Raw genomic sequence first — 21520 nt, forward strand, 5'->3', positions numbered from 1 at the left:
GCTAAAAAACATACAACTTTAATTAAAAAAAGAAGACATGTCAATAACAACAGAGTCGGAATTAACAGGAATGAAAAAGGCGAGCGAAGCTGTTGCCTTTACTTTAAAAGAAATGAGAAATTATGCCCAGGCGGGTATGACAACAAAACAATTAGACGATTACGGCGGACAAATCCTGAATGACTTAGGCGCAAAATCAGCTCCATATGTAACGTATGGTTTTCCGGGATGGACGTGTATTAGCGTAAATAATGAATTTTGCCACGGAATCCCATCTGATAAAAGAATCCTTAATGAAGGTGATTTAATCAATATTGATGTTTCGGCAGAACTTGATGGATTTTTTTCAGATAATGGCGGTTCATTTGTTATTGGTACAGATGTAAACCAACATCAAAAACTCGTACAGGCTTCAAAAGAAATTTTACAAAAAGCGATTTACAAAATAAAGGGCGGTGTCAGAATTTCTGACATTGGATTTTTAATGGAAACCGAAGCTAAAAAAAGAGGTTACAAAGTCATTAAAAACTTAACCGGACACGGCATTGGAAGAAGTCTTCACGAAGCACCGCACGAAATTGCCAATTACAGAGATAAATTCAATCTGACACGTTTTAAGAAAAATTCTGTAGTAGCGATTGAAACATTTATTGCAACGACATCAACAATTGCCGAAACTTTGCAGGATGGCTGGACAATGGTAGGAAACAAAGGCGGTTTTATGGCGCAACATGAACATACAATTGTTGTGACAGATGGTCAACCCATTATTTTGACAGCAATGAATGAAATCTGGAATTAAACAAGCTCAACAAAGCTGTTTTTTAAACATACAAAATCCCTCAAAATCAATGATTTTGAGGGATTTTATTTTTATGTCTAATTATGATTCGATAATTTTTTTACGGTGTTCAATTCCCCAAGCTGTCAGATTGTTGATTATCGTTTGTAATGTTTTACCATGTTCCGTAAGCTCATATTTTACTGTTATAGGCTGGGTATCAAGAACCGTTCGCTTGATTAATTTATTGATTTCCAGTTCTTTTAATTCCTTGCTCAGCATTTTGTTCGAAATTCCCACAACATCATTCAAAATGTCCGAAAATCTTCTTTTATTATACAAACAAACAGAGGTAATAATCGAGATTTTCCATTTCCCGCTCAATACATCCATAGAATCCTGAATCGCCCTCATCTCCTTTTTGTGCTGCTCTTTTTCAATTGTATTACACTCCATAATGTTACTTTGTTACCTCAAGGTTACTGTTACTTTTAGTTACAAAGTTACTAAAATAAATTAATCCGTTATAGATTTGCACCATAATTTAAAAATATATAAAATGAGCAGATTAAAAAATAAGGTAGCAATAGTTACCGGAGCATCAAAAGGAATTGGAGCAGCAATTGCCAAAAATTTTGGATTAGAAGGTGCAAAAGTGGTTGTAAATTATGCATCAAGTAAAGAAGATGCTGATAAAGTAGTAAAATCCATAACTGATAACGGAGGAACAGCAATTGCGGTTCAGGCAGATGTTTCAAACGAATTAGATGTGACAAGACTTTTTGAAGAAACAAAAAAGGCATTTGGCACATTAGATATTTTGGTAAACAATGCAGGAATTTATCAATATCAGGCAATTGAAGAATTAACAATAGCATCATTTCATAATCAATTCAATACGAATGTTTTGGGATCACTTCTTGCTATTCAGGCATCTTTAAAATCATTTGGTGAAAACGGCGGAAACATTATCAACATCAGTTCTGAAGCAAGTAAAAGTCCGCTTCCTACAGGATCTGTATATTCTGCAACCAAAGCAGCTTTAGACGCGATTACCATTGCTTTATCTAAGGAATTCAGCGGAAAAAATATCCGCATCAATTCAATTTTACCTGGTGTTGTAGAAACCGAAGGTTCTCATACTGCAGGTTTTATAGGAAGCGATTTTGAAACCAAATTAATTGCCACTACTCCGCTTGGGCGTACAGGTCAGCCGGATGATATTGCAAAAGTTGCCGTATTTCTTGCGTCTGATGATGCGGGTTGGATTACCGGAGAAAAAATTTCGGTTTCAGGTGGAATTTACGGCGTATAATTTTATTGGATAAATTTAAAAATAACAAAAAAATGAGCAGATTAAAAAATAAAGTAGCCGTAATTACTGGCGGTAATAGCGGAATAGGATTTGGAATTGCAGAAGCATTCAAAAACGAAGGAGCGTCCGGAACTATTACAGGACGAAATGAAACTACACTAAATAGTGCTGTCGAAGCTTTAGGAACAAACTTCATCAGTATTAAAGGTGATGTTACAAATAACAGTGATTTAGAAAATATCTTCAAACAAACCGCTGATAAATTTGGTAATATTGATGTATTGGTGGTGAATGCCGGCGGTGTTGTAGATGGCGTTCCATTGGGAACAATAGATAATGTTGACGAAGCTAATTATGACGGGTATATGGATCTGAATTTAAAAAGTGTCTATTTTACCGTTCAAAAAGCGCTTCCGTATTTAAATGACGGTGCATCAATCATACTTATCGGGTCGAGCGCTGCGCATCGTGCCGCGCCCGGAATGGCTATTTACGGAGCAGCAAAAGCAGCTGTGATATCATTGGCAAAAGGATTGTCGCTGGATTTACTGCCAAGAAAAATACGTGTAAATACACTTTCGCCAGGATCAATTGATACGCCGGTATTTGGGAAACTAGTACCAGAGGAACATTTGGAACAGGTGAAACAAATGTGGGTTGATATCACGCCTGTTGGCAGACAAGGACTTCCGTCTGATATTGGGAACGCAGCGGTATTTTTAGCATCAGATGAATCGTCGTTTATAGTTGGTACTGAAATTCTTTCTGACGGAGGTTTGACAAATATCAGTTTGATGAAATAAATTTAAGTTTAAAGTAAATAATCAAATCAGAATTTCAATATCATGATTTTCATTATTTATTAAAATAAAAAACCTCCAAAGTCATTTGATTTTGGAGGTTTTGTATTTTGTGATTTATGGCGAATTCGATGCACAAAAGTTGCAAATATTTAGTGGGGGAAAAATAAGCTACTTAAAAAGCGTTATGGTATCTGTGAGGTTTTCTCTAGTGATAAATGCCTTAATAAATTCCTGAACCTCGTTTTTTGATTCTGGTGTGGTTTCAAAAGAATTAATATGAAAATCATCATCCTGGTCCAGAATATGTATTATCTCTGTATATCCTTTAGAAATTAAACTACCTTTTAATTTAATTATATTTTGCTGTTCCTGACCACTCAGCTCCTTCCGAACTTTTAGTTTTATAGCTTTTTCCATTTTAGATAAATTTTAAATTATAATAGAGAATATCTGTTATCAAATATAAATATTAATTTGTTGCATATACAAGTAATTCTTTCAACTTAAACAACTACTTATCAACATTTTACTACATTAAAATTATCATTTATGTTAAAATTTCAATTTTAACAAAACCGCGTACTTCTAAATTATTATGTAATTTTTCCAAATTAATTACTTAATTTTAAAATTAATTCGATTAGTAGTTAAAAAACAGATTATATCATTTTTAATCTTCAAATAAACGTTACAGATTAAAAAGCTGATTAATTGGTTTACAAATAAAGTAAAAAAATTTAGAACGCGGATAAAACAGATTTGCTTTGCAAAAACGCAGATTTTCGCAGATTTTTATATAGAATTTAAAAAAGATCCGTGTAAATCCGTGTCTTCGTGATAACGAATCCGTCAAATCCGCGTCGAAATATATGTTTTTTTAATTACACCAACCGGTTAAAAGTAATTATTGCAGAACCCGATTAAGCATTTCGTTGATTTGTAAAACTTATATTTTTAAGCTTTTTTGTGATTTATTTTTAAGGAAAAAGCAACGATTGAAAAGTAAATTTTGAGTAAAAGTTTTAAAAATAAAGTTTTTTTTAGATAACAAAATTACTAACTTGTATAGATCTAAATATACTAGATACTATAAAATCTAGTTTAAAACAGTAATAATGCTACATTCTTAGAATAAAAAGTAAGTAGCTAATCTGAATTAATTTTTCTAACATATAAAAAACAGACTTATTATGCGAGTATCCGTCATCCGAAAAAATATAAAATTTACCCCCGATTCCAGAAGAGTTGTTGCTAGATATTTTATGAATGGCGAAGAACGGACCAAACAAATGGTTGCCCGTATAATGGTGCTGAATGATAAACAGGTATTAGAAACATTAGAACAAACGCTTCGTGAGTTTGCAAGACGCCACCGAAATATTTCGGCGATTTTTTTCAGGCATTGTGAACAGATCAGAGATGTAATTGAATCCATGCAAATTGATTATGATGCAATTTCGCTGGATCGAAAAATGCTTATTGGTTCCTACTGTACTATGGAATATGCCATAGAATCTGCTGCTATTTTTAATCCTTCAATTGTAGAAGATTTTGATCAGTCCGGTCTTGAAGTTGGTGAAAAACGTGTAATTATTTCTTTTAGAGCAACAGGTGAAGGTCATATTTCATCGATTGTTTTTAGACGGGGAATTCTGGATAAAGACAACAATCTGCTGGTAATGAAAATTGGTCATAATATTGATAAGGCTGAGATTGAACATAAAACCTTATTCAATAAAGAACGCTTTTTATTGAAATTGTCCGAAATGCACACGCAGGACAAATACATTTCGCAGATTATGCAGGATTTACCAAGTGAATTTGAGTTTGCTGTATTAAAAAGTGTTGTAAACACAGCGTTAAGCGATCCATCGATTCGTCAGGAAAGACGAACTGCACTCGAAGAAATCATCTGGTTGGCTGATTCGTTTTATGATTTACAATTCAAACACGATTCGGATATTACGGAGCGCGTTATATTTCCAATTTCCGAATCTGAAAGCCGTGGTATTGAAGATGCCCGTTTTGTACGTTTTGATGATGACGATGATGAGTCAAGTCGCGTGATGGCAACTTATACCGCTTATAATGGTCATACAATTTTACCTAAACTTATTTCTACCGAGGATTTTTACACCTTTAGAGTAATGCCTTTGCATGGTGCCGGTGCCCAAAATAAAAATCTTGCTTTATTTCCGCGAAAAATTAAAGGTAAATATGCCATGCTTTCAAGAATCGATGGCGTGAACAATTATATTATGTATTCTGATAGAGTTACACAATGGAATAATCCAATTCTTTTACAGGAACCACGTTATACATGGGAATTAACTCAAATAGGAAATTGCGGATCGCCTCTCTGGACTTCAGAAGGCTGGCTTGTAATTACGCATGGTGTAGGTACAATGAGACGTTATTGTATAGGTGCATCATTGTTTGATCTTGATAATCCGTCTCAGGAAATTGGACGACTTAGCGAACCTTTGCTTTCTCCGCTTGAAGACGAGCGTGAAGGTTATGTGCCAAATGTTGTATATTCCTGTGGTGCAATAATTCACAACAATAGCTTAATATTACCTTATGCGGTATCTGATTATTCATCGACTTATGCCGTGGTTGATATGATAGAATTGTTAGATGCTCTGAAAAAGAGTAAATAGAAATCCTAAAACTATTTTAGATATAGAAAAAGCCCTGTCAAATGATACAAATGATAGGGCTTCTTTATTTAATATGTTTACGCATAAAACATTTAACACAAAGAAAAATAGGTGAAAAGATTACAAATTAAGAAATATATTTATATCTCATAGTTATCTGTATCTCAGTGAAATATTTTTTATATAAATCTACTGCTTTATAAATGTTTTATTTACAACACTATTTCCTGTTTGAATACGCAATAAATAAATTCCCGGAACCAAACGACTACAATTGTACTGAATATCAATTCTGCCGGTATCATAATTTTTATTTGTAATCACATCTAGTTTTCTTCCGTTCATGTCAAATAATGAAATGTTAACTTTTTCTTGTTGATTTTGTATAAATGAAATCGTCAGGTTGCCTCCTGTTGGATTTGGGAATACGCTCAGATTCACTTCTTCTACATCTAAAATTGAATTATTTGATGTAAGTGTTGCCGCTGTACAACTTGGCGTTGTACTAAAAGCCATTACCGCCGGAGAAAAATTCGTAAAAGCAGAATTTATATCAATATTAGAAACATCATTAACACCTTTTCCATCACATTCTGCACGACCATTTCTCCAATAAGGAAATTGAAGATAAACACCTGCAGTAGAACAGCTTCCTATTTCGGCATCTCCACCTACTACCACAGAACCTCCAAAATTACCTGCAAACAGCATCGCATTTCCTTTAATATTTGCTGTATTGGCAACAGAACCACCTTCCATCCAGGCATTTCCTTCAACAATAGCATTGCTGGACAAAGTTGTATTATAAACACATGCATTGTCACGAACAATAGCATTTCCCGTTATAGTTCCACCATCAACCATTGCATAACCATCAATACGCACGTTTCCTGAAATTGTACCACGTCTCACAATTGCATATGGTCCTACATAAACTGAGGCTGCGACACTTGCGCTATTAGAAACCCATCCTCCACCATTAGAATGCAGGCGACCATTTGTTTTAATAAATTTTCTAAAATCTGCAGCAGCTTGAAATCCCTCAGGATTAGCATTTGCAATTTTTAACTCATAAGGATATCTTCTTTGTTTAGGATAACCTACATCCATATTGTAATTCACATGCACTTTTGGAGCCGAAAATACTACCAGAAAAATACCTGCCTCTGTTGCTGAATTAAGTTCAAAGGATGCTTCGCCATCTGTATTATACATTGGGCTGTAGCGAGAAACTGTTCCATCCGTTTTTGTGGTTACAAAACCATATCGCCATCCTGCTTGGGTTGGATTCACTTCTGTATGCCCTTTAAATTTAATAGTCACTTTTTTCTGGGTTCCGGTACAAGTAGGATATAACGGAATTATATTCATGCCATAATCCTGTGGCGCCCAGTCATTGTTAGGATAATATTGATCAATTGTTCCTGCCACTTTAGTCAATAATGTATATTGTCTGCTGGTATATCGCGGCATATTATTTTTAATGGAAGTATATGTTTCTCTAATTTTTTTTCCAAAATTACTGGTTGTATTTACTTGAGAATTCCATTGAATAGGATAATCAAATGCCGGCTGTCTTTGCGCATAACCCCAAAGATAATCGTTGAGTTGTTCCTGCGTAAATCCTTTAAGCCTTTTGATGGTTTCCAGCGGATGTTCCTGATTTTTAGATTCAGCCCACATTCTTCGGGTAAAATCAAAACCGTCTTTTTCCTGCACATAATACATCAAATGAAAATTAGTATAATGATGGCGGTTTGAGGACCACATAAAATTTCTGGTCTGGATCCATCTCGTTAAAGTTCCGTCGATTTCTGCCCATTGCGGATACGCCTGACCACGCATAAAATTGGCATGACCTTCATAAAACGGACCTGCCCAGTCATATCCTGAAAATGCAGTTCCGTTACCGGGATTTTCCTGAATTCCCATCATCATTTGCAGTGTATGTGCAAATTCATGAGATAATGCGCCGCCATCTCTGGTGGCTTCAGGATGTACAAACATGGCACCAATAGTATTACTAAAGGAGCTCGCCTGCGCAAAAGCCTCTAAACGCGGATCTGTTGAGTTCCAGGTATTCATCATCATAATAATGATTTTATATTTCCCGAAATTTGTTGTTGGTGAATTATTTATGAATTTTAAATCAGTTATAAAACGTTTAAAACTGTGTTCCAGAGTATCAGCAACTGATTTAGGCGTAAATCGCAACGCTGCATCAGCATATGCAGCGGGATTCGTGCCCACTTTATCTCCCCAGTAAAGCACAAAATTTGTCGATTCGTATTTTCTGGAGTTGGACACATTATTATAAAACTCATTGTTGGGATTGCTCCATTCTGTAGGTGTAAAGAGCGTTTTTTGCCCCATTGCAAAGTAACTGCAAAGGAAAAGGGCGACTTGTAATAAAAGTTTTTTCATATAAAAATTATTTGGGGGTTTAATTTTCTTATCAATAATCTGCTTTTTACTTCAATCAACTCCATTATTAAAGCCCTCACAACTTCAATTCTATCTCTAACTTTTTATGCGGATTCCTAAAATTCAATTCTGTTTTAAATCATTAAGTTTTTAAATAAATCAAAACCAAATTTCTCTCCAATAAATGATCTCTTTTACCTAAAAAATGAATTCAAAATCCATGAAAATAATTTAAATGTAGTTGTAACATTTAAATTATTTTTTTTGCGAATATACGTATTAATATAAAGTAACCAAATAAAAAATAATCGACTAAATACATATTTATCCGATTAAGTGTAATTTAATTAAAATAAAAAAAAGGAAAATCTCAGGTAATAAAAGCAATTGGAAGATATTTACATTTCAGAAGTTTTTTTAAAAATTGATCTAATTGCTACTGAAAATAGTTTTATATTAGCACAAAAAGGACTTGTTTTTATGACTAAAATATACAGAAAAGGCGCTATTGGAGCTTTACTTGATGAATACGAAAGAGCTATTTTAGATTTAAGCCACACAATTGATGATATTACAAACAATGAACTGATTGCGATTGCAGATCCTGTTACAACAGACACAAGTTGCGTATCTGTGCAATCAGTTCTGGCTCATGTTGTAAATTCCGGTTATGCATATGCATTGTATATCAAACAATTATCAAATAAATCACTAGACTTTCCAGATGAGATTTTTAGAACGAATGTATCTGATTATCAAAAAGACCTGAGAGATTTTTTTGTTTTCACCGAGGCAACATTTCAAAATATTACTGATAATCAGCTTGAAGAATCTGACAACACTAAAAAAATAGTTACTTCATGGGGACAAGTCTATGACATTGAACAAATTACAGAACATGCAATCGTACATGTTTTACGCCATAGACGACAACTTGAAAGGTTTAAAATTATCTTACGCGAACGCAAATAACATAATTTGAAGAATCTTCTAAATTAAAATAGTGATTTATTCAGATTTTGGAGCGAGATCGCCATACCAGTAAGCAGATGTTACGCCGCCATCCATCAGGAAATCGCTTCCTGTAATAAACGCACCGTCACGTCCCATTAATAAAGCGCCTAAAACTCCCACTTCGTCAGGATTTCCGGCTCTTCCCACGGGTGAAATTTCAATCATTTTGCGGTAACCATCACCTCTTGGTCCGTTTAATTCATCATTTGCCAGTGGCGTGATAATAATTCCCGGACTTATTGTATTAATTCTTGCACCGCGTTTCCCCCAGCGTACGGCTTCTGCTTTTACCCGAAGTGAATTTCCTCTTTTTGATAATTGATACGCATTCAAAGAACTATCTACAGCATCAGATTGCAAAAACGGAAGTGCTAAAAGTTCTTCGGTTGGTGTTGTTGCCAGTGCTTTGTCTTCTTCCTGAGTTAATGATGGCAATCTGTGACCTGATTGTGAAGCGATTACCACACCTGATCCTCCGTTTTCGATCACATTTCCAAATTCTTCTAATACTAAAGCAGTTCCATATAAATCTACCTTGAATATTGTCGATGGCGATGCCTGCGAAGGTGAAACTCCGGCTGCGTGAATTAATCCGGTAATACCACCAATTTCCTGAGCTTTTGCAACAAGCGACTGAACAGATTCTCTTGATGAAATATCCACAATTGCAGTACTTACTCTGAATCCTGCATCTGATAAAACTTTTGCTGCAGCATCACTATTTTCCTGATGTAAATCTGCCAGAATAATGTGCATTCCTGCTCCTACTCGTCTTGCAATTGCCTGACCAATAGATCCCGCACCAATAACTACTATAACTGAATTGCTTTTCATAATTGTTGTTTTTTAAGTCTGTTTTTTTAAGGCTAATTTTTTTAAATCTATTCTAATAATTTAAAATGTAGTCGCAACAGATTGCAGTATAATCCACTTTCCGTTTCGTTTTTCAAATTGTATTTTTTGCTGTAAACGCCACTTATTTCTCGTTCCGTAAATTCGGGCATCTAAAATATTCTGACCTACAAATGTTCCTTTATCGCCTTCCATTTTTACCGAAGTTTTAACCTCTTCATAACCGTAATATTTCATTCGTTCACTTTCAATTTCTAATAACCATTCGTCTTTTGACTGCACATATCCAGTGATATGCGTGAGCGTGAAATCCTGATCTAAAATCTTGTTTAGTTCCAATATATCCTTGTCAATCATCAAATCAGTTAATTGACGGGTTATGGCGAAAATTTCTAATTCACAAGTACTTACTTTATCGGTTTTCATAGCAATCTGCGGTTTATCTTAATCATTGATTTTTTAATTTGAAATTTTATCAAAAGTTTTGACAGTACAAATTTCCTTCAATATCAAATGCTTTCCATGATATATATTACTGTAATTATTACCATTATTACTGATTTAATCATTTGAGTTAACCTACTACAAATCTGCATGCTATATTTGTAGTATAAATTTAAAGAATACAAGGATGGAACACATTATAAAAGTTGAAAAAATAACGCAATACAACGATTTGAAAGGTGTAGAAACATTACATCCTTTAATAAGTGTTTTTGATAATTCAGGCACAAAATCATTACCCAATAACAGTAAAATTCATTTTGGTTTATATGCAATCTTCCTGAAAGCCGGAAAATGCGGTGAATTAAAATACGGACGCAATAATTATGATTATGACGACGGAACAATGGTGTTTTTTGCTCCCGGACAAGTAATTGAAATCAATAATGAAGAGGATTATTTGCCTACAGGTCTTGCTTTACTTTTTCATCCTGATCTTATAAAAGGAACTTCTTTAGGAAAACAAATCGGTCAATATTCCTTTTTTTCGTATGAAACGCATGAGGCACTTCATTTATCTTTAAAGGAACAGCAGATTATTCGTGATTTATTTAGTAAATTAGAATATGAATTAAATCAGTCTATCGATAAACACAGTAAAAGTATTATAACCAATAATATCGAATTGCTTTTAAATTATTGTGTCAGATTTTATGACAGGCAATTTATAACGCGAGAGAATGTTAATACTGATGTTTTATCCAAATTTGAAAATGTATTGAATGAGTATTTTCAATCAGAAACTGCGCAGGAATCCGGTTTGCCATCCGTTAGTTATTTTGCTGATTTGTTGCATTTGTCTCCCAATTATTTTGGAGATTTAATCAAAAAAGAAACAGGGAAATCGGCACAGGAACACATTCAGTTAAAATTAATTAATTTAGCAAAAGAACGAATTTTTGATACCAATAAATCAATTAGTCAAATAGCATCTGAACTTGGGTTTAAATATCCGCAGCATTTTAACCGAATGTTTAAAAAAAATACCGGTTACACACCAATTGAATACAGAAGCTTAAATTAAAAATCACATCCAAAACCTTAACCAAAACAATGTTCAACAATTTTCCTTTTTATCTGGGTTTATTAGTCGTTATTTTATTGCTGATTATGCTGGCAAATAAAATAAAAATAGCTTATCCCATTTTGCTAGTATTAGCGGGATTAGCAATCAGTTTTATTCCCGGTGTGCCTCTTATAAAAATCGAACCTGACCTTATATTTTTTATTTTCCTGCCTCCATTATTATACGAAGCTGCCTGGACAGTTTCCTGGAAAGAAATGTGGCGCTGGCGACGTATTATTACCAGCTTTGCTTTTGTAGTTGTATTTGTATCGGCACTTTCGGTTGCATTGGTTTCAAATTATTTTTTCCCGGGTTTTTCATTGGCATTAGGATTTTTATTGGGCGGAATCGTTTCTCCGCCAGATGCCGTAAGCGCCGGAGCAATTCTGAAATTTGTTAAAGTACCCAAAACAATTTCATCCATTTTAGAAGGCGAAAGTTTATTGAATGATGCATCGTCCTTAATCATTTTCAGATTTGCGATGATTGCTGTCGCAACGGAACAGTTTATATTCTATAAAGCTGCGATGAGTTTTAGCTGGATGATTTTTGGCGGTGTTGGAATTGGTTTATTAATAGGCTGGCTTTTTATGAAAGCGCATAAATACTTGCCTACAGATGCGAATGTTGATATTGTCTTGTCCTTACTTACACCTTATATTATCTATCTTGCTGCGGAGGAAGCGCATAGTTCCGGAGTTTTAGCGGTGGTTTGTGGCGGATTACTTTTATCCAATAACCGACATCGATTTTTGAGCAGTAAATCGCGTTTGCAGGGAATTAATGTTTGGGAAAGCTTTTGTTTTATATTAAACGGATTGGTTTTTATGTTAATAGGTTTAGATTTACCGCAAATTACAAAAGGCCTTGAAGAAGTAAGTATTGTAACTGCAATAGGTTACGGCGTTTTAATTACGGTTGTTTTAATCGTCAGCAGGATATTATCCACTTACGCTGCTGTGGTGGTTACACTTATTGCCCGTAATTTTATCACTGTTGCTGATAGTAGAAATCCGGGATTAAAAGCTCCGTTTATATTAGGATGGACCGGAATGCGAGGCGTTGTATCATTGGCGGCAGCCTTATCAATACCTGTTTATTTAAATAACGGAAACGGTTTCCCGCAACGAAATCTTATCCTGTTTATCACTTTTGTAGTTATTTTGTTAACGCTTGTAATTCAAGGATTAACATTGCCTTATTTCATTAAAAAACTAAATTTCAAGATTGACAATGATGCTTTGCCACGCGAAGAAGCTTACAATCAATTACGAAAAGAATTAGCCGAATATGCTTTAGATTATATCAAAACGCATTATAACGATCATGTCGAAAGTAATACGTCGTTGCAGCAATTAATCATAAAGTGGGAACAGCATACAAATGAAATTGATAATGAATCAATTGGAAAAGATTTAAAAGAAATTTATCTTGATTTATTAAACAAGCAAAGAGCCTGGTTAATCAATAAAAATAGAGAAGATCAAACTTTAGATGAATCAATTATCAGGCGACAAATGCATTATTTAGACATTGAAGAAGAAAAATTAAGATATATCTAAAATTGCTCTTCTATTATAAATTCAGTTTGCTTTCATACTTTCCGTGTTCTTTAAGGAGTTTGTCAATTATTTTTAAAGATTCGATAAATTCAGGTTCTTTAAATCGAAACGAAGGTCCGGAAACACAAAGCACAGCGACTGGTTTATTTTTAAAAAATATTGGCATTGCCACACAATTTAAATCAGGATCATACGCCTGAACATCTAATGCATAACCATTTTCTTTTATAATCGCAACTTCGGTTTTAATGACTGAAAAAGCTTCTGCGGAATATTGTTTACTTAAATTAGTCTGCAAATGGTCTGAAAAAGCCAAAAAAGATTTGCCTATTGCCGTAGTAGCCATTTCATAATCTTTGCCGGTATTTAAGGTGATTTTCACAGCTCTGTTAGGTTCACTTTTAAGTTCGTGCCTGTAATAAGAGCCCATTTGTACCGCTAAATAAGCCGATTCATTAGTTAAAATTGTGATTTTTTCTAAAATGGGACGCAATTCCTTCTTGAGCTCATTTACAGAAAATGCAGGCGCATATAAACATTCCAGCTTAGCCGTAATCCTGTATCTGGGACTTAAATCATCCTGTTCTAAATACCCAATTTGCTTTAAGGAATCCAGAAAACCATGGGCAGTATTCTTTTTTATATCCAATGCTTTAGCGACATCGTTAAGTCTTACAAAATTGCCGTTTAAAGCAATATATTCTAAAATTTGAAATGTCTTTTTTACAGATTGATTCATAAGTTCGTATATAATGAACAAATTTACATTTTTTAAGTATTACAAATCTAAAAGTTCACAAAATAACTACATTTGATTAAAATATAATTATTATGATACAAAATAAAACCCTTGGAAATTCTACAATAGAAATTGCACCATTAGTATTTGGAACCAATGTATTTGGCTGGACAACAGATCAAAAAATGACTCAAAATTTACTTGACGTCTTTACAGATGCCGGATTTAATGCCTTAGATACTGCTGATATTTACTCAAAATGGGTATCAGGACATGAAGGCGGAGAATCTGAAATTGCAATAGGAAAATGGCTTAAAGAATCCGGAAAAAGAGACCAAGTTATTCTGGCTACAAAAGTAGGTGCAGAAATTTCTGAAACTAAAAAAGGACTGAGTAAAAAATATATCATTCAGGCGGCAGAAGATTCCCTTAAAAGATTACAAACAGACTATATCGATTTATATCAATCGCATTATGACGATCTTAATACGCCCATCGAGGAAACTCTTGAAGCGTATGATACGCTTATAAAAGCCGGAAAAGTGAGAATTATTGGTGCTTCAAACTTTACGCCTGAACGTCTTGAGGCTTCGCTTAAAATTAGTGCCGAAAATAATCTTCCATCCTACCAGACTTTTCAGCCGGAATATAATTTATATGATCGTCAGGATTTTGAAACGAACATTCGACGAATTACTTTAAAAAATAATCTAAGCGTTATTAGTTATTTTTCACTGGCAAGCGGATTCTTAACTGGAAAGTACAGAGATAAAACTGGTTTAAAAGACAGCAAAAGAGGCGGATTTGTAGAGAAATATCTTGACGAAAAAGGCTTTAGAATTCTTAAAGCACTGGATCAAACCGCATCAAAACATAATTCGGTTCCGGGAACAATTGCTTTAGCCTGGATTATGAACCAATCCGGAATTACGGCTCCAATTGTAAGCGCAACAAATCCAGCACAATTAGCCGAAATACTTAACGCAACATCAATAAAATTAGATCCTCAGGATCTTGCTTTACTTGATACGGCAAGTTTATAAAATTTCTTATTATAAGAAATCTAAAAATTAAGATAAATCAAAAATCCCATTTCATGACGAAATGGGATTTTTTTTATTCTGAACTAAAATGCAAAGGCTAATTTTTAATAATTTTTCTGATGCAAATAGTTTGGTATGATTTTAGAAACCTATTATAATTAGATAAACTTGTCCTTAAATCGATTCTATTTTTAAATCAATAATTAAAAATAAGTCAGATTTAAAAGGCAAATTCTATTAAAAATCTTTAAATTTATGTTCTAAAATCTTATTTTATGAAAAATTACATCCTACTATTTGTTTCTGTTTTGGCACTATCTTTTAATTCTTGTAACACAATGAAAGACACTACAAAAACTGATGATCTTTACAATACATCTTGGGAACTGGAATATATCTCTGGTCCGCGTATTGCTTTTGAAGGTTTATATCCTGATAAAAAACCATTTATCAAATTTGATAAAAATAACAATCAGGTATTTGGAAACGCAGGCTGCAACGGTTACAGCGCTCCATTTACTTTAAAAGGAAATTCTTTGACGTTTGGTGAACAAGGTCCAACAACAATGATGTTTTGCGAAGGTGGCGGGGAACAAACCTTTTTACAAACTATTAAAAAAACCGACAGTTATTCTATTGATAAAGACGGAAAACTTAATTTAATGGTAAAAGATATCCCAATGATGCGATTTAAAAAAGTGACTAAATAAAAAACTGAATTACATCTATAAAAGTTACAACATCAAACCCGACAGGTTTTAAAACCTGTCGGGTTTACTATTTAAAATATCTTTATCAATTAAAAAAAACACACATTTCATCGTAAATTGTATCCATGAAGGGCAATAAATACTCAAATTAAATGTTTTATTTAAACGAGTTAACGCGTTTAAATTTAAATGCGTAACTTCTATTTTATTTATTAATATTTACGTTTTATGAAAAGAATATTGTTTCTGGCTATTATAATGACCGTTTCTATACAAGGATATGCACAAAAAGAAGTTAATAGCAAATACAAACCTATTAATTCTAAAAATCCCGAACTTAAAGAACCTTTGGCGCCGCCTACAGATACTCCGCCAAACACAGATCCTGCACCTTTAAAAGATGAAACCGTTTTGAAAATTAATCCGGATGAACTTTTTAAAAATAATATCCTGTACAAACAGGAAGCTAATGTTGAGGGAATTTTTTACAGAAGAAATGAATATTTAGGTGGTTTTGTGACCAATTCATCTGTTTCAACAGTTCGGTATCGTGATGCTGCTTTTGTAGATGGAGATAAAATTAGAGTATATCTTAATGATAAAGTCATTGAGAAAGAAGTGAACTTAGACGGCGAATTTAAAGGATTTAAAATAACATTGGTAAAAGGAATCAACAAAATTGATTTTGAAGCCTTAAATGAAGGTTCTGCATCACCAAATACAGCAGAATTTCAGGTTTTTGATGATAAAGGAGTTGTTATTGAAGCAAGTCAATGGAATGTAGGTACGGGATATAAAGCAACTATTATTCTATACAAAGAATAAAGCGCATATTAAAAATATTCTCCTGCATCAATTCTGTAGTAAAAAATAAAATGCGATGAGTTTTCAATTAAAATTGAAACTCATCGCATTTTTATGCAGAAATTAATATTTTTATTGATACATTAAATCATGTTTTAACAATTCTCCATTTGCTGAATATTGTACTGCTTTAAGCGCTCTCATAACGCCCCATTTTATACAAGTTGCGCCCCATGAAAAACCAGCACCAAAAGTAGTAATCAATATATTTTGACCTTCTTTAAAATCATTTTTAAAATCCCAAAGACATAACGGGATTGTTGCAGATGTTGTGTTACCGTATTTGTGAATATTTACTTTGACTTTTTCAATACCTATATTCAAATGCTCGCTAACGGCTTTGATAATTCGCAAATTTGCCTGATGTGGTACAACCCAGTCAATATCTTCTACACTTAAATCATTAGTTGCAAGAGCATCCTGAGAAACGCTGCTCATTGATTCAACCGCTTTTTTAAATACAAATGCACCTTCTTGTTTGATAAAATGTTCTCTGTGTAAAATACTTTGCATTCCAGCAGGCACTTTAGAACCTCCTGCAGGAACATATAATGCAGATGTTCCGCTTCCGTCTGTTCTTAAAATACTTTTCATCACTCCAAATTCGTCATCCGTTTTTTCTAAAAGAACAGCTCCTGCTCCATCACCAAAAAGAATACAAGTATTACGGTCTTCATAATCTACAATAGAACTCATTGTATCTGCGCCCACTACCACCACTTTTTTATAACGGCCACTTTCAATCATAGTCGTAGCCATTTCTAAGGCATACAAAAAACCACTGCAAGCACCATTAAGATCAAAACCAAAAGCATTTGTAAATCCGCTTAGTTCACATACTTTACTTGCTGTAGGAGTTAAAAGATGATCCGGAGTTGCGGTTGCTAAAACTAAACCATCGATTTCTAAAGGATCAATTTCGTAAGTTTTTAATAAATTTTGAATTGCGGCACCGGCAAGATCTGATGTTGACAAATTTTCACTTGTAGCTAATCTGCGTTCCTCTATTCCGGTTCTTTTTTGAATCCATTCATCTGTTGTATCAACCATTTTCGAAATCATCTCATTACTAAGTACATAACTAGGTACAAAGCCACCGATAGCTGTAATTGTTGCATTCATCCTTATCTAGATTTTTTGTTTTTGTGCTCTCTTTTTATATAGCAAAAAAGAATTTACAAAATAACGCTAACAATTTGGAAAAGACAATAGCATTATGCCCAAACATGGGGGTTAAAATCATAAATATAAGTTAAACAATTGGTCAAAGAAGGTTAACGAATTAATTATTCGAAAGTTTTAGACCGTTATTTTAGAAAATAAAGCACAAAATCATCCTATTCTTTTTATCTAAAAACTAAAAAACAACCGATTCCAAAAATTCAATTACTTCCCCATTCGGACTATAAACCAAACTATTGCTAACTGTTATTTTTTTTGCAGCATTTTTCAGCTCCAGTGTTTCTTTATCAGATAAAGCCCGGGCACCATTTTGTATTGCTTCGTTATACGCTTGTTTAGCATCGTTAACTATAAAGCAAATATGTAAAAGTGCATTTTCGACATATGGATCGCCTTGTTTTCGCTTTCGGCCCTGCGTTGGAAAATTAGCATTGCTGTCACATATTTCGATGAAACAATCAAACTGCGTATTTTTCATCATTACACATTTTTCTAAAGTAAATTCAGGCAAACTCCAACTGTGTACTATTTCAAAATTTAGTGTTTGGTAAAATTGTACTGTTCTTTCAAAATCCTGCGCTTTAATAGCAAAATGATGAAATCCTTTAATGTTATTATTCATTATGATATTTTTATATTCGCTGATGCTTCTTTTTTAATAAGATGTTTAAATTTAAAACTTCTTACTTATAATTCCTTTTATTCAAGCGTAAACCATTCTTTTACATCATCAGCAATAGTTTCTTTACTTACAATACTTTCAAACTCATTTGTAGCATTGTTATGAATATAATCTTTTTGCCATTCTTTATAATTTAAAACTACTTTTTGTATGGCGTTGCAAATAAACAAAAGATCCTCATTTGTCATTATCGGATGCAATGATAAACGCACCCAACCCGGTTTATTGCTTTGGTTTTTTTGAAGAAGTTGCTCTGTTAATTCATTAGATTTTGTTTCATCAATATCAAATAAATAATGTGCATATGTACTCGCACACGACCATCCGCCACGAACCTGAATTCCAAAACGATCATTTAAAAGCCTCACAATTAAATTATAGTGAATATCATCAATCAAAAAAGAAACACAACCAATTCTGTCCGTTTCAACATCTCCCAAAATAGATAAACCCGGAATCTTTTGAAATTCTGAATAACATAAATCGAGCAATTCTTTTTCCCTTTTTTTTATATTCCCTACTCCCATTTGATCCTTCAATTCCAGAGACAAAGCCGTTCTTATAACTTGCAAAAATCCCGGAGTTCCGCCATCTTCCTTTACTTCTATTGAATCACTGTAATGATATCGTCCCCACGGATTTGTAGCTTTTACATTTCCTCCGCCGGGATTGTCCGGCACATTACTTTTATATAACTTTTCATTAAAAACCAAAACACCGCAGGTTCCGGGTCCTCCCAGAAATTTATGTGGCGAAAAGAAAATTGCATCTAATTGTTCTTCAGGATCTTCAGGATGCATATTAATTTGTACATAAGGTGCCGAAGCTGCAAAATCCACAAAACAAAGTCCGTTATTTTGATGCAGGATTTTAGCCAGTTTGTGATAAGGCGTAATAATTCCCGTAACATTTGAAGCTGCTGTAAACGAACCAATTTTCACCGTTCTGTCGGCATATTTTTCAAGTAATTCTGCAAGTATTTTAGGATCAACCAGATTGTTTTTATCCGGCGGTAAAACTACCACATCAGCATTAGTTTCATACCAGGAAACCTGATTAGAATGATGCTCCATGTGTGTGATAAAAACTACTGGTTTATCGATAATATTAAGTTGAATATTCGATTTATTATCTGCCGAACGCAAACCTGTAAAGCGCTGTAATTTTGATAAAGCAGCCGTCATTCCGGTTCCGGTTGTCACCAGAACATCAGATTCATTTGCGTTTACATGCTTTTTAATCAATTGTCTGGCATGATTGTAAGCATAAGTCGAAGTCTTGCCGGTTTCGCTCGAAAAAGAATGTGTATTGGCAATCATTGGACCTATTTTATTGAGCATAATATCTTCAATTGGCACATATAATCTACCGCTCGCAACCCAATCAGCATATAATAAATTTTGCTTACCGTAAGCCGATTCGAAAATATGATTTACTCCAATTGTATTTCCTCTAAACTTTGAAAAATAGTGCTCTAACTGACTCGGTTTTGTTATCTTCTCAATTGCATTTATTTCCATATCATTTTTATTAACTGAATTTTTATTTTTGACTGAATTGTTTTGTATGATTATTTTTTAAAACACGTCTGTTTGTCATTCCGATTTCTATGATAAAACAAAATCTTTTTTAAGGAGCTAATCCCGCTTCCCGATAGCTATCGGGACGGGGCTATGACAATCATTTTCATAACACTATTTTCGCATAGTTTGTCATTTCGAGGAACGAGAAATCTCCGCAAGTAACTCCGGTAAGTTTGTCATTTCGAACAACGAGAAATCATACTTGTAAATAGACAAAGATTGACACATTTAGGAACGGAGTTTCTTATGTAATTTCTCCTTTCGTCGAAATGACAAACAAGCGTGGAATTACTAACATTTAACTCCTGTTCAAAAGCGTTTTAAGCGTAGCCTGAAGTTCTTCGCCACGAAGATTTTTGGCTACAATTATACCTTTTGAATCCACCAGATAATTAGCAGGAATTGCTCTTACTCCGTATAATTTCGCAATTTCACTATTCCAGAAAAGTAAATCCGAAACTTGTAACCAGTTTAGATTATCATCTTTAATTCCTTTAATCCAGTTTTCTTTCTTTTTATCTAATGAAACTCCCAAAATATTGAAACCTTTATCGTGATATTCTTTATAAGCGGCAACAATATTCGGGTTTTCTTTTCTGTAAGGTCCACACCATGAAGCCCAAAAATCAACTAATGTATATCCGTTTAAATTTTCAGAAAATTTAATATCTTTTCCTTCCGGATCTTTAGAAACAAAATCCGGTGCTTTTTTCCCAATCTGTAATCCGTTTAAAACCGTAACCAATGCCTTTAATTCTTTTACATAAGTTGAATTTTGCTGACTTTTATCTAAAAGCGCAATGTTTTGCGTAATCTGATCCGGAGTTAATCTGTAGGACCAATTCCTATACAATACATAAGCCGAAACAATAGAGCCGGGATGTGCTGTGATAAATTTACTTATATCAACGTTCTCGGTTTTTTGATAAATATTGAACAAATCCTGTGAGGCAGAACCTTCAACAACCGAAGTACTGTAATATTTAACCGGACTTAATTTTACTGTAATTGGTGTTTTTTCAAGAAAGATATACAACGGACTATTTGCTGTATTAACGCTTAATCCATAAAGTTCCGGAAGTTTTACTTTTGTTTTAAAACCAAATTTCCCATCTACTACTTTTACTGAATCTATTGTGGTAAACATCTTGTTATGAAACTTTTGCAGATACACATATTTTACAATCGTGTCTGCTACAGTTCCTTTTAACTGAATATTTGAATCTTGCGCATGGATTGCTGTTGCAGAAAAACATACGGCTAGAAATACTATTATTTTTTTCATTTTATGGAGTTTAAGCTGAACTTTGTCAAAGTTCATGTAGTTGTTTTTTAATTGAACATAAGAATTCCCCTAGCCAATTTAAACGGCATAAAGCTAATGTTGAAAAAGTGGGAAAAGAGATTGTAAAAATTAGCGGCTACGCATTCGGAAAACTAAGACTTCATTTTTTGGTAAAGGCAATTGATTGTAAAAGGCGTTTAATTTGAATAGTTTAATTTTCATTTTAATAATAAAAAAGGTTTTAACATAATGACCTTATTCAGATTTACTAAAGAAATCTTTCTTATCTGTCCGCCTTAGCGGAAGGATTTAGCACCTTATTTGGCAACAGGTTTCTAAGACTTCACAGGGCCTAATCCCTCAGTCTTTCTGGATAAGTTCACGCAGAAATATTCTGCTGATGCAAATATATATAAATTCTATCAAATTAGTATAGTTTAAAATAATATTT

Annotated in this window: 20 protein-coding genes and 1 riboswitch; of the genes, 10 read left to right on the forward strand and 10 right to left on the reverse strand. The window is 33.7% G+C overall.

From position 1 onward, the window contains the following. Positions 1-37: 37 nt before the first annotated feature. Entirely contained in the window at positions 38-802 is a 765-nt protein-coding gene (gene map / locus KHA90_RS11135) for a type I methionyl aminopeptidase (RefSeq protein ID WP_213299316.1), read from the forward strand. An 81-nt stretch (positions 803-883) separates the two neighbouring features. Here map and KHA90_RS11140 read toward each other — a convergent pair whose 3' ends face one another. Continuing rightward, positions 884-1237 (reverse strand): winged helix-turn-helix transcriptional regulator, encoded by a 354-nt coding sequence (locus tag KHA90_RS11140; RefSeq protein WP_213299319.1) that lies wholly within the window; start codon positions 1235-1237, stop codon positions 884-886. Between the two features lie 103 nt (positions 1238-1340). On the opposite strand from KHA90_RS11140, the gene KHA90_RS11145 reads away from it, so the two are divergent. Next, positions 1341-2096, forward strand: a complete 756-nt coding sequence (locus tag KHA90_RS11145) for an SDR family NAD(P)-dependent oxidoreductase (protein ID WP_213299322.1) — start codon at positions 1341-1343, stop codon at positions 2094-2096. A 32-nt stretch (positions 2097-2128) separates the two neighbouring features. Continuing rightward, complete coding sequence (locus KHA90_RS11150; RefSeq protein ID WP_213299325.1) at positions 2129-2899, forward strand: SDR family oxidoreductase; 771 nt, start codon at positions 2129-2131, stop codon at positions 2897-2899. A gap of 168 nt (positions 2900-3067) precedes the next feature. Here KHA90_RS11150 and KHA90_RS11155 read toward each other — a convergent pair whose 3' ends face one another. Continuing rightward, a complete protein-coding gene (locus KHA90_RS11155) occupies positions 3068-3316 on the reverse strand; it encodes a hypothetical protein (RefSeq protein WP_213299327.1) in 249 nt (82 codons plus the stop codon). 773 nt (positions 3317-4089) lie between these two features. On the opposite strand from KHA90_RS11155, the gene KHA90_RS11160 reads away from it, so the two are divergent. After that, complete coding sequence (locus KHA90_RS11160; protein ID WP_213299330.1) at positions 4090-5559, forward strand: glycoside hydrolase family 130 protein; 1470 nt, start codon at positions 4090-4092, stop codon at positions 5557-5559. A gap of 189 nt (positions 5560-5748) precedes the next feature. On the opposite strand, the gene KHA90_RS11165 is transcribed toward KHA90_RS11160, so the two are convergent. Next, the gene (locus tag KHA90_RS11165; RefSeq protein WP_213299333.1) at positions 5749-7983 is read right to left on the reverse strand and encodes a DUF6055 domain-containing protein; all 2235 of its coding nucleotides are present in this window, start codon (positions 7981-7983) and stop codon (positions 5749-5751) included. Between the two features lie 387 nt (positions 7984-8370). On the opposite strand from KHA90_RS11165, the gene KHA90_RS11170 reads away from it, so the two are divergent. Beyond that, a complete protein-coding gene (locus KHA90_RS11170; protein ID WP_244860301.1) occupies positions 8371-8955 on the forward strand; it encodes a DinB family protein in 585 nt (194 codons plus the stop codon). Between the two features lie 36 nt (positions 8956-8991). Here KHA90_RS11170 and KHA90_RS11175 read toward each other — a convergent pair whose 3' ends face one another. Further along, positions 8992-9831: an SDR family oxidoreductase gene (locus tag KHA90_RS11175; protein WP_213299336.1), complete on the reverse strand. Its 840-nt coding sequence runs from the start codon at positions 9829-9831 to the stop codon at positions 8992-8994. A gap of 60 nt (positions 9832-9891) precedes the next feature. After that, complete coding sequence (locus tag KHA90_RS11180; protein ID WP_213299339.1) at positions 9892-10275, reverse strand: nuclear transport factor 2 family protein; 384 nt, start codon at positions 10273-10275, stop codon at positions 9892-9894. A gap of 205 nt (positions 10276-10480) precedes the next feature. Here KHA90_RS11180 and KHA90_RS11185 point away from each other — a divergent pair, with 205 nt between their 5' ends. Together KHA90_RS11185 and KHA90_RS11190 are read left to right on the forward strand one after the other, a co-directional pair. Continuing rightward, positions 10481-11377, forward strand: a complete 897-nt coding sequence (locus tag KHA90_RS11185) for a helix-turn-helix domain-containing protein (protein WP_213299341.1) — start codon at positions 10481-10483, stop codon at positions 11375-11377. A 29-nt stretch (positions 11378-11406) separates the two neighbouring features. Further along, entirely contained in the window at positions 11407-12981 is a 1575-nt protein-coding gene (locus KHA90_RS11190) for a Na+/H+ antiporter (protein WP_213299344.1), read from the forward strand. Between the two features lie 13 nt (positions 12982-12994). Here KHA90_RS11190 and KHA90_RS11195 read toward each other — a convergent pair whose 3' ends face one another. Further along, positions 12995-13741 carry an IclR family transcriptional regulator gene (locus tag KHA90_RS11195; protein ID WP_213299347.1) on the reverse strand — a complete coding sequence of 249 codons (747 nt, stop codon included), beginning with the start codon at positions 13739-13741 and terminating at the stop codon, positions 12995-12997. A 71-nt stretch (positions 13742-13812) separates the two neighbouring features. Between KHA90_RS11195 and KHA90_RS11200 the strand changes: the two genes are divergently transcribed. The 3 genes from KHA90_RS11200 (at position 13813) to KHA90_RS11210 (ending at position 16298) form a co-directional block, all read left to right on the forward strand. Continuing rightward, on the forward strand, positions 13813-14763 hold the full coding sequence (locus KHA90_RS11200) for an aldo/keto reductase (RefSeq protein ID WP_244860302.1): 951 nt from the start codon (positions 13813-13815) through the stop codon (positions 14761-14763). 275 nt (positions 14764-15038) lie between these two features. Further along, entirely contained in the window at positions 15039-15473 is a 435-nt protein-coding gene (locus tag KHA90_RS11205; RefSeq protein WP_213299350.1) for an META domain-containing protein, read from the forward strand. A gap of 228 nt (positions 15474-15701) precedes the next feature. Then, a complete protein-coding gene (locus KHA90_RS11210; RefSeq protein ID WP_213299353.1) occupies positions 15702-16298 on the forward strand; it encodes a hypothetical protein in 597 nt (198 codons plus the stop codon). Between the two features lie 111 nt (positions 16299-16409). On the opposite strand, the gene KHA90_RS11215 is transcribed toward KHA90_RS11210, so the two are convergent. The 4 genes from KHA90_RS11215 to KHA90_RS11230 form a co-directional block, all read right to left on the reverse strand. Next, positions 16410-17459: a beta-ketoacyl-ACP synthase III gene (locus tag KHA90_RS11215; protein WP_213299356.1), complete on the reverse strand. Its 1050-nt coding sequence runs from the start codon at positions 17457-17459 to the stop codon at positions 16410-16412. Positions 17460-17694: 235 nt separating this feature from the next. Then, the gene (locus tag KHA90_RS11220; RefSeq protein WP_244860303.1) at positions 17695-18141 is read right to left on the reverse strand and encodes a VOC family protein; all 447 of its coding nucleotides are present in this window, start codon (positions 18139-18141) and stop codon (positions 17695-17697) included. A gap of 77 nt (positions 18142-18218) precedes the next feature. Beyond that, positions 18219-19721, reverse strand: coding sequence for an aminotransferase class V-fold PLP-dependent enzyme (locus KHA90_RS11225; RefSeq protein WP_213299359.1), 1503 nt, complete (start codon positions 19719-19721; stop codon positions 18219-18221). A gap of 361 nt (positions 19722-20082) precedes the next feature. Then, positions 20083-21069 (reverse strand): TlpA disulfide reductase family protein, encoded by a 987-nt coding sequence (locus KHA90_RS11230; protein ID WP_213299362.1) that lies wholly within the window; start codon positions 21067-21069, stop codon positions 20083-20085. A gap of 280 nt (positions 21070-21349) precedes the next feature. Continuing rightward, positions 21350-21449, reverse strand: a riboswitch (SAM riboswitch). Positions 21450-21520: the final 71 nt, after the last annotated feature.

The organism is Flavobacterium psychroterrae, assembly GCF_018380615.1.
GTDB lineage: Bacteria > Bacteroidota > Bacteroidia > Flavobacteriales > Flavobacteriaceae > Flavobacterium > Flavobacterium psychroterrae.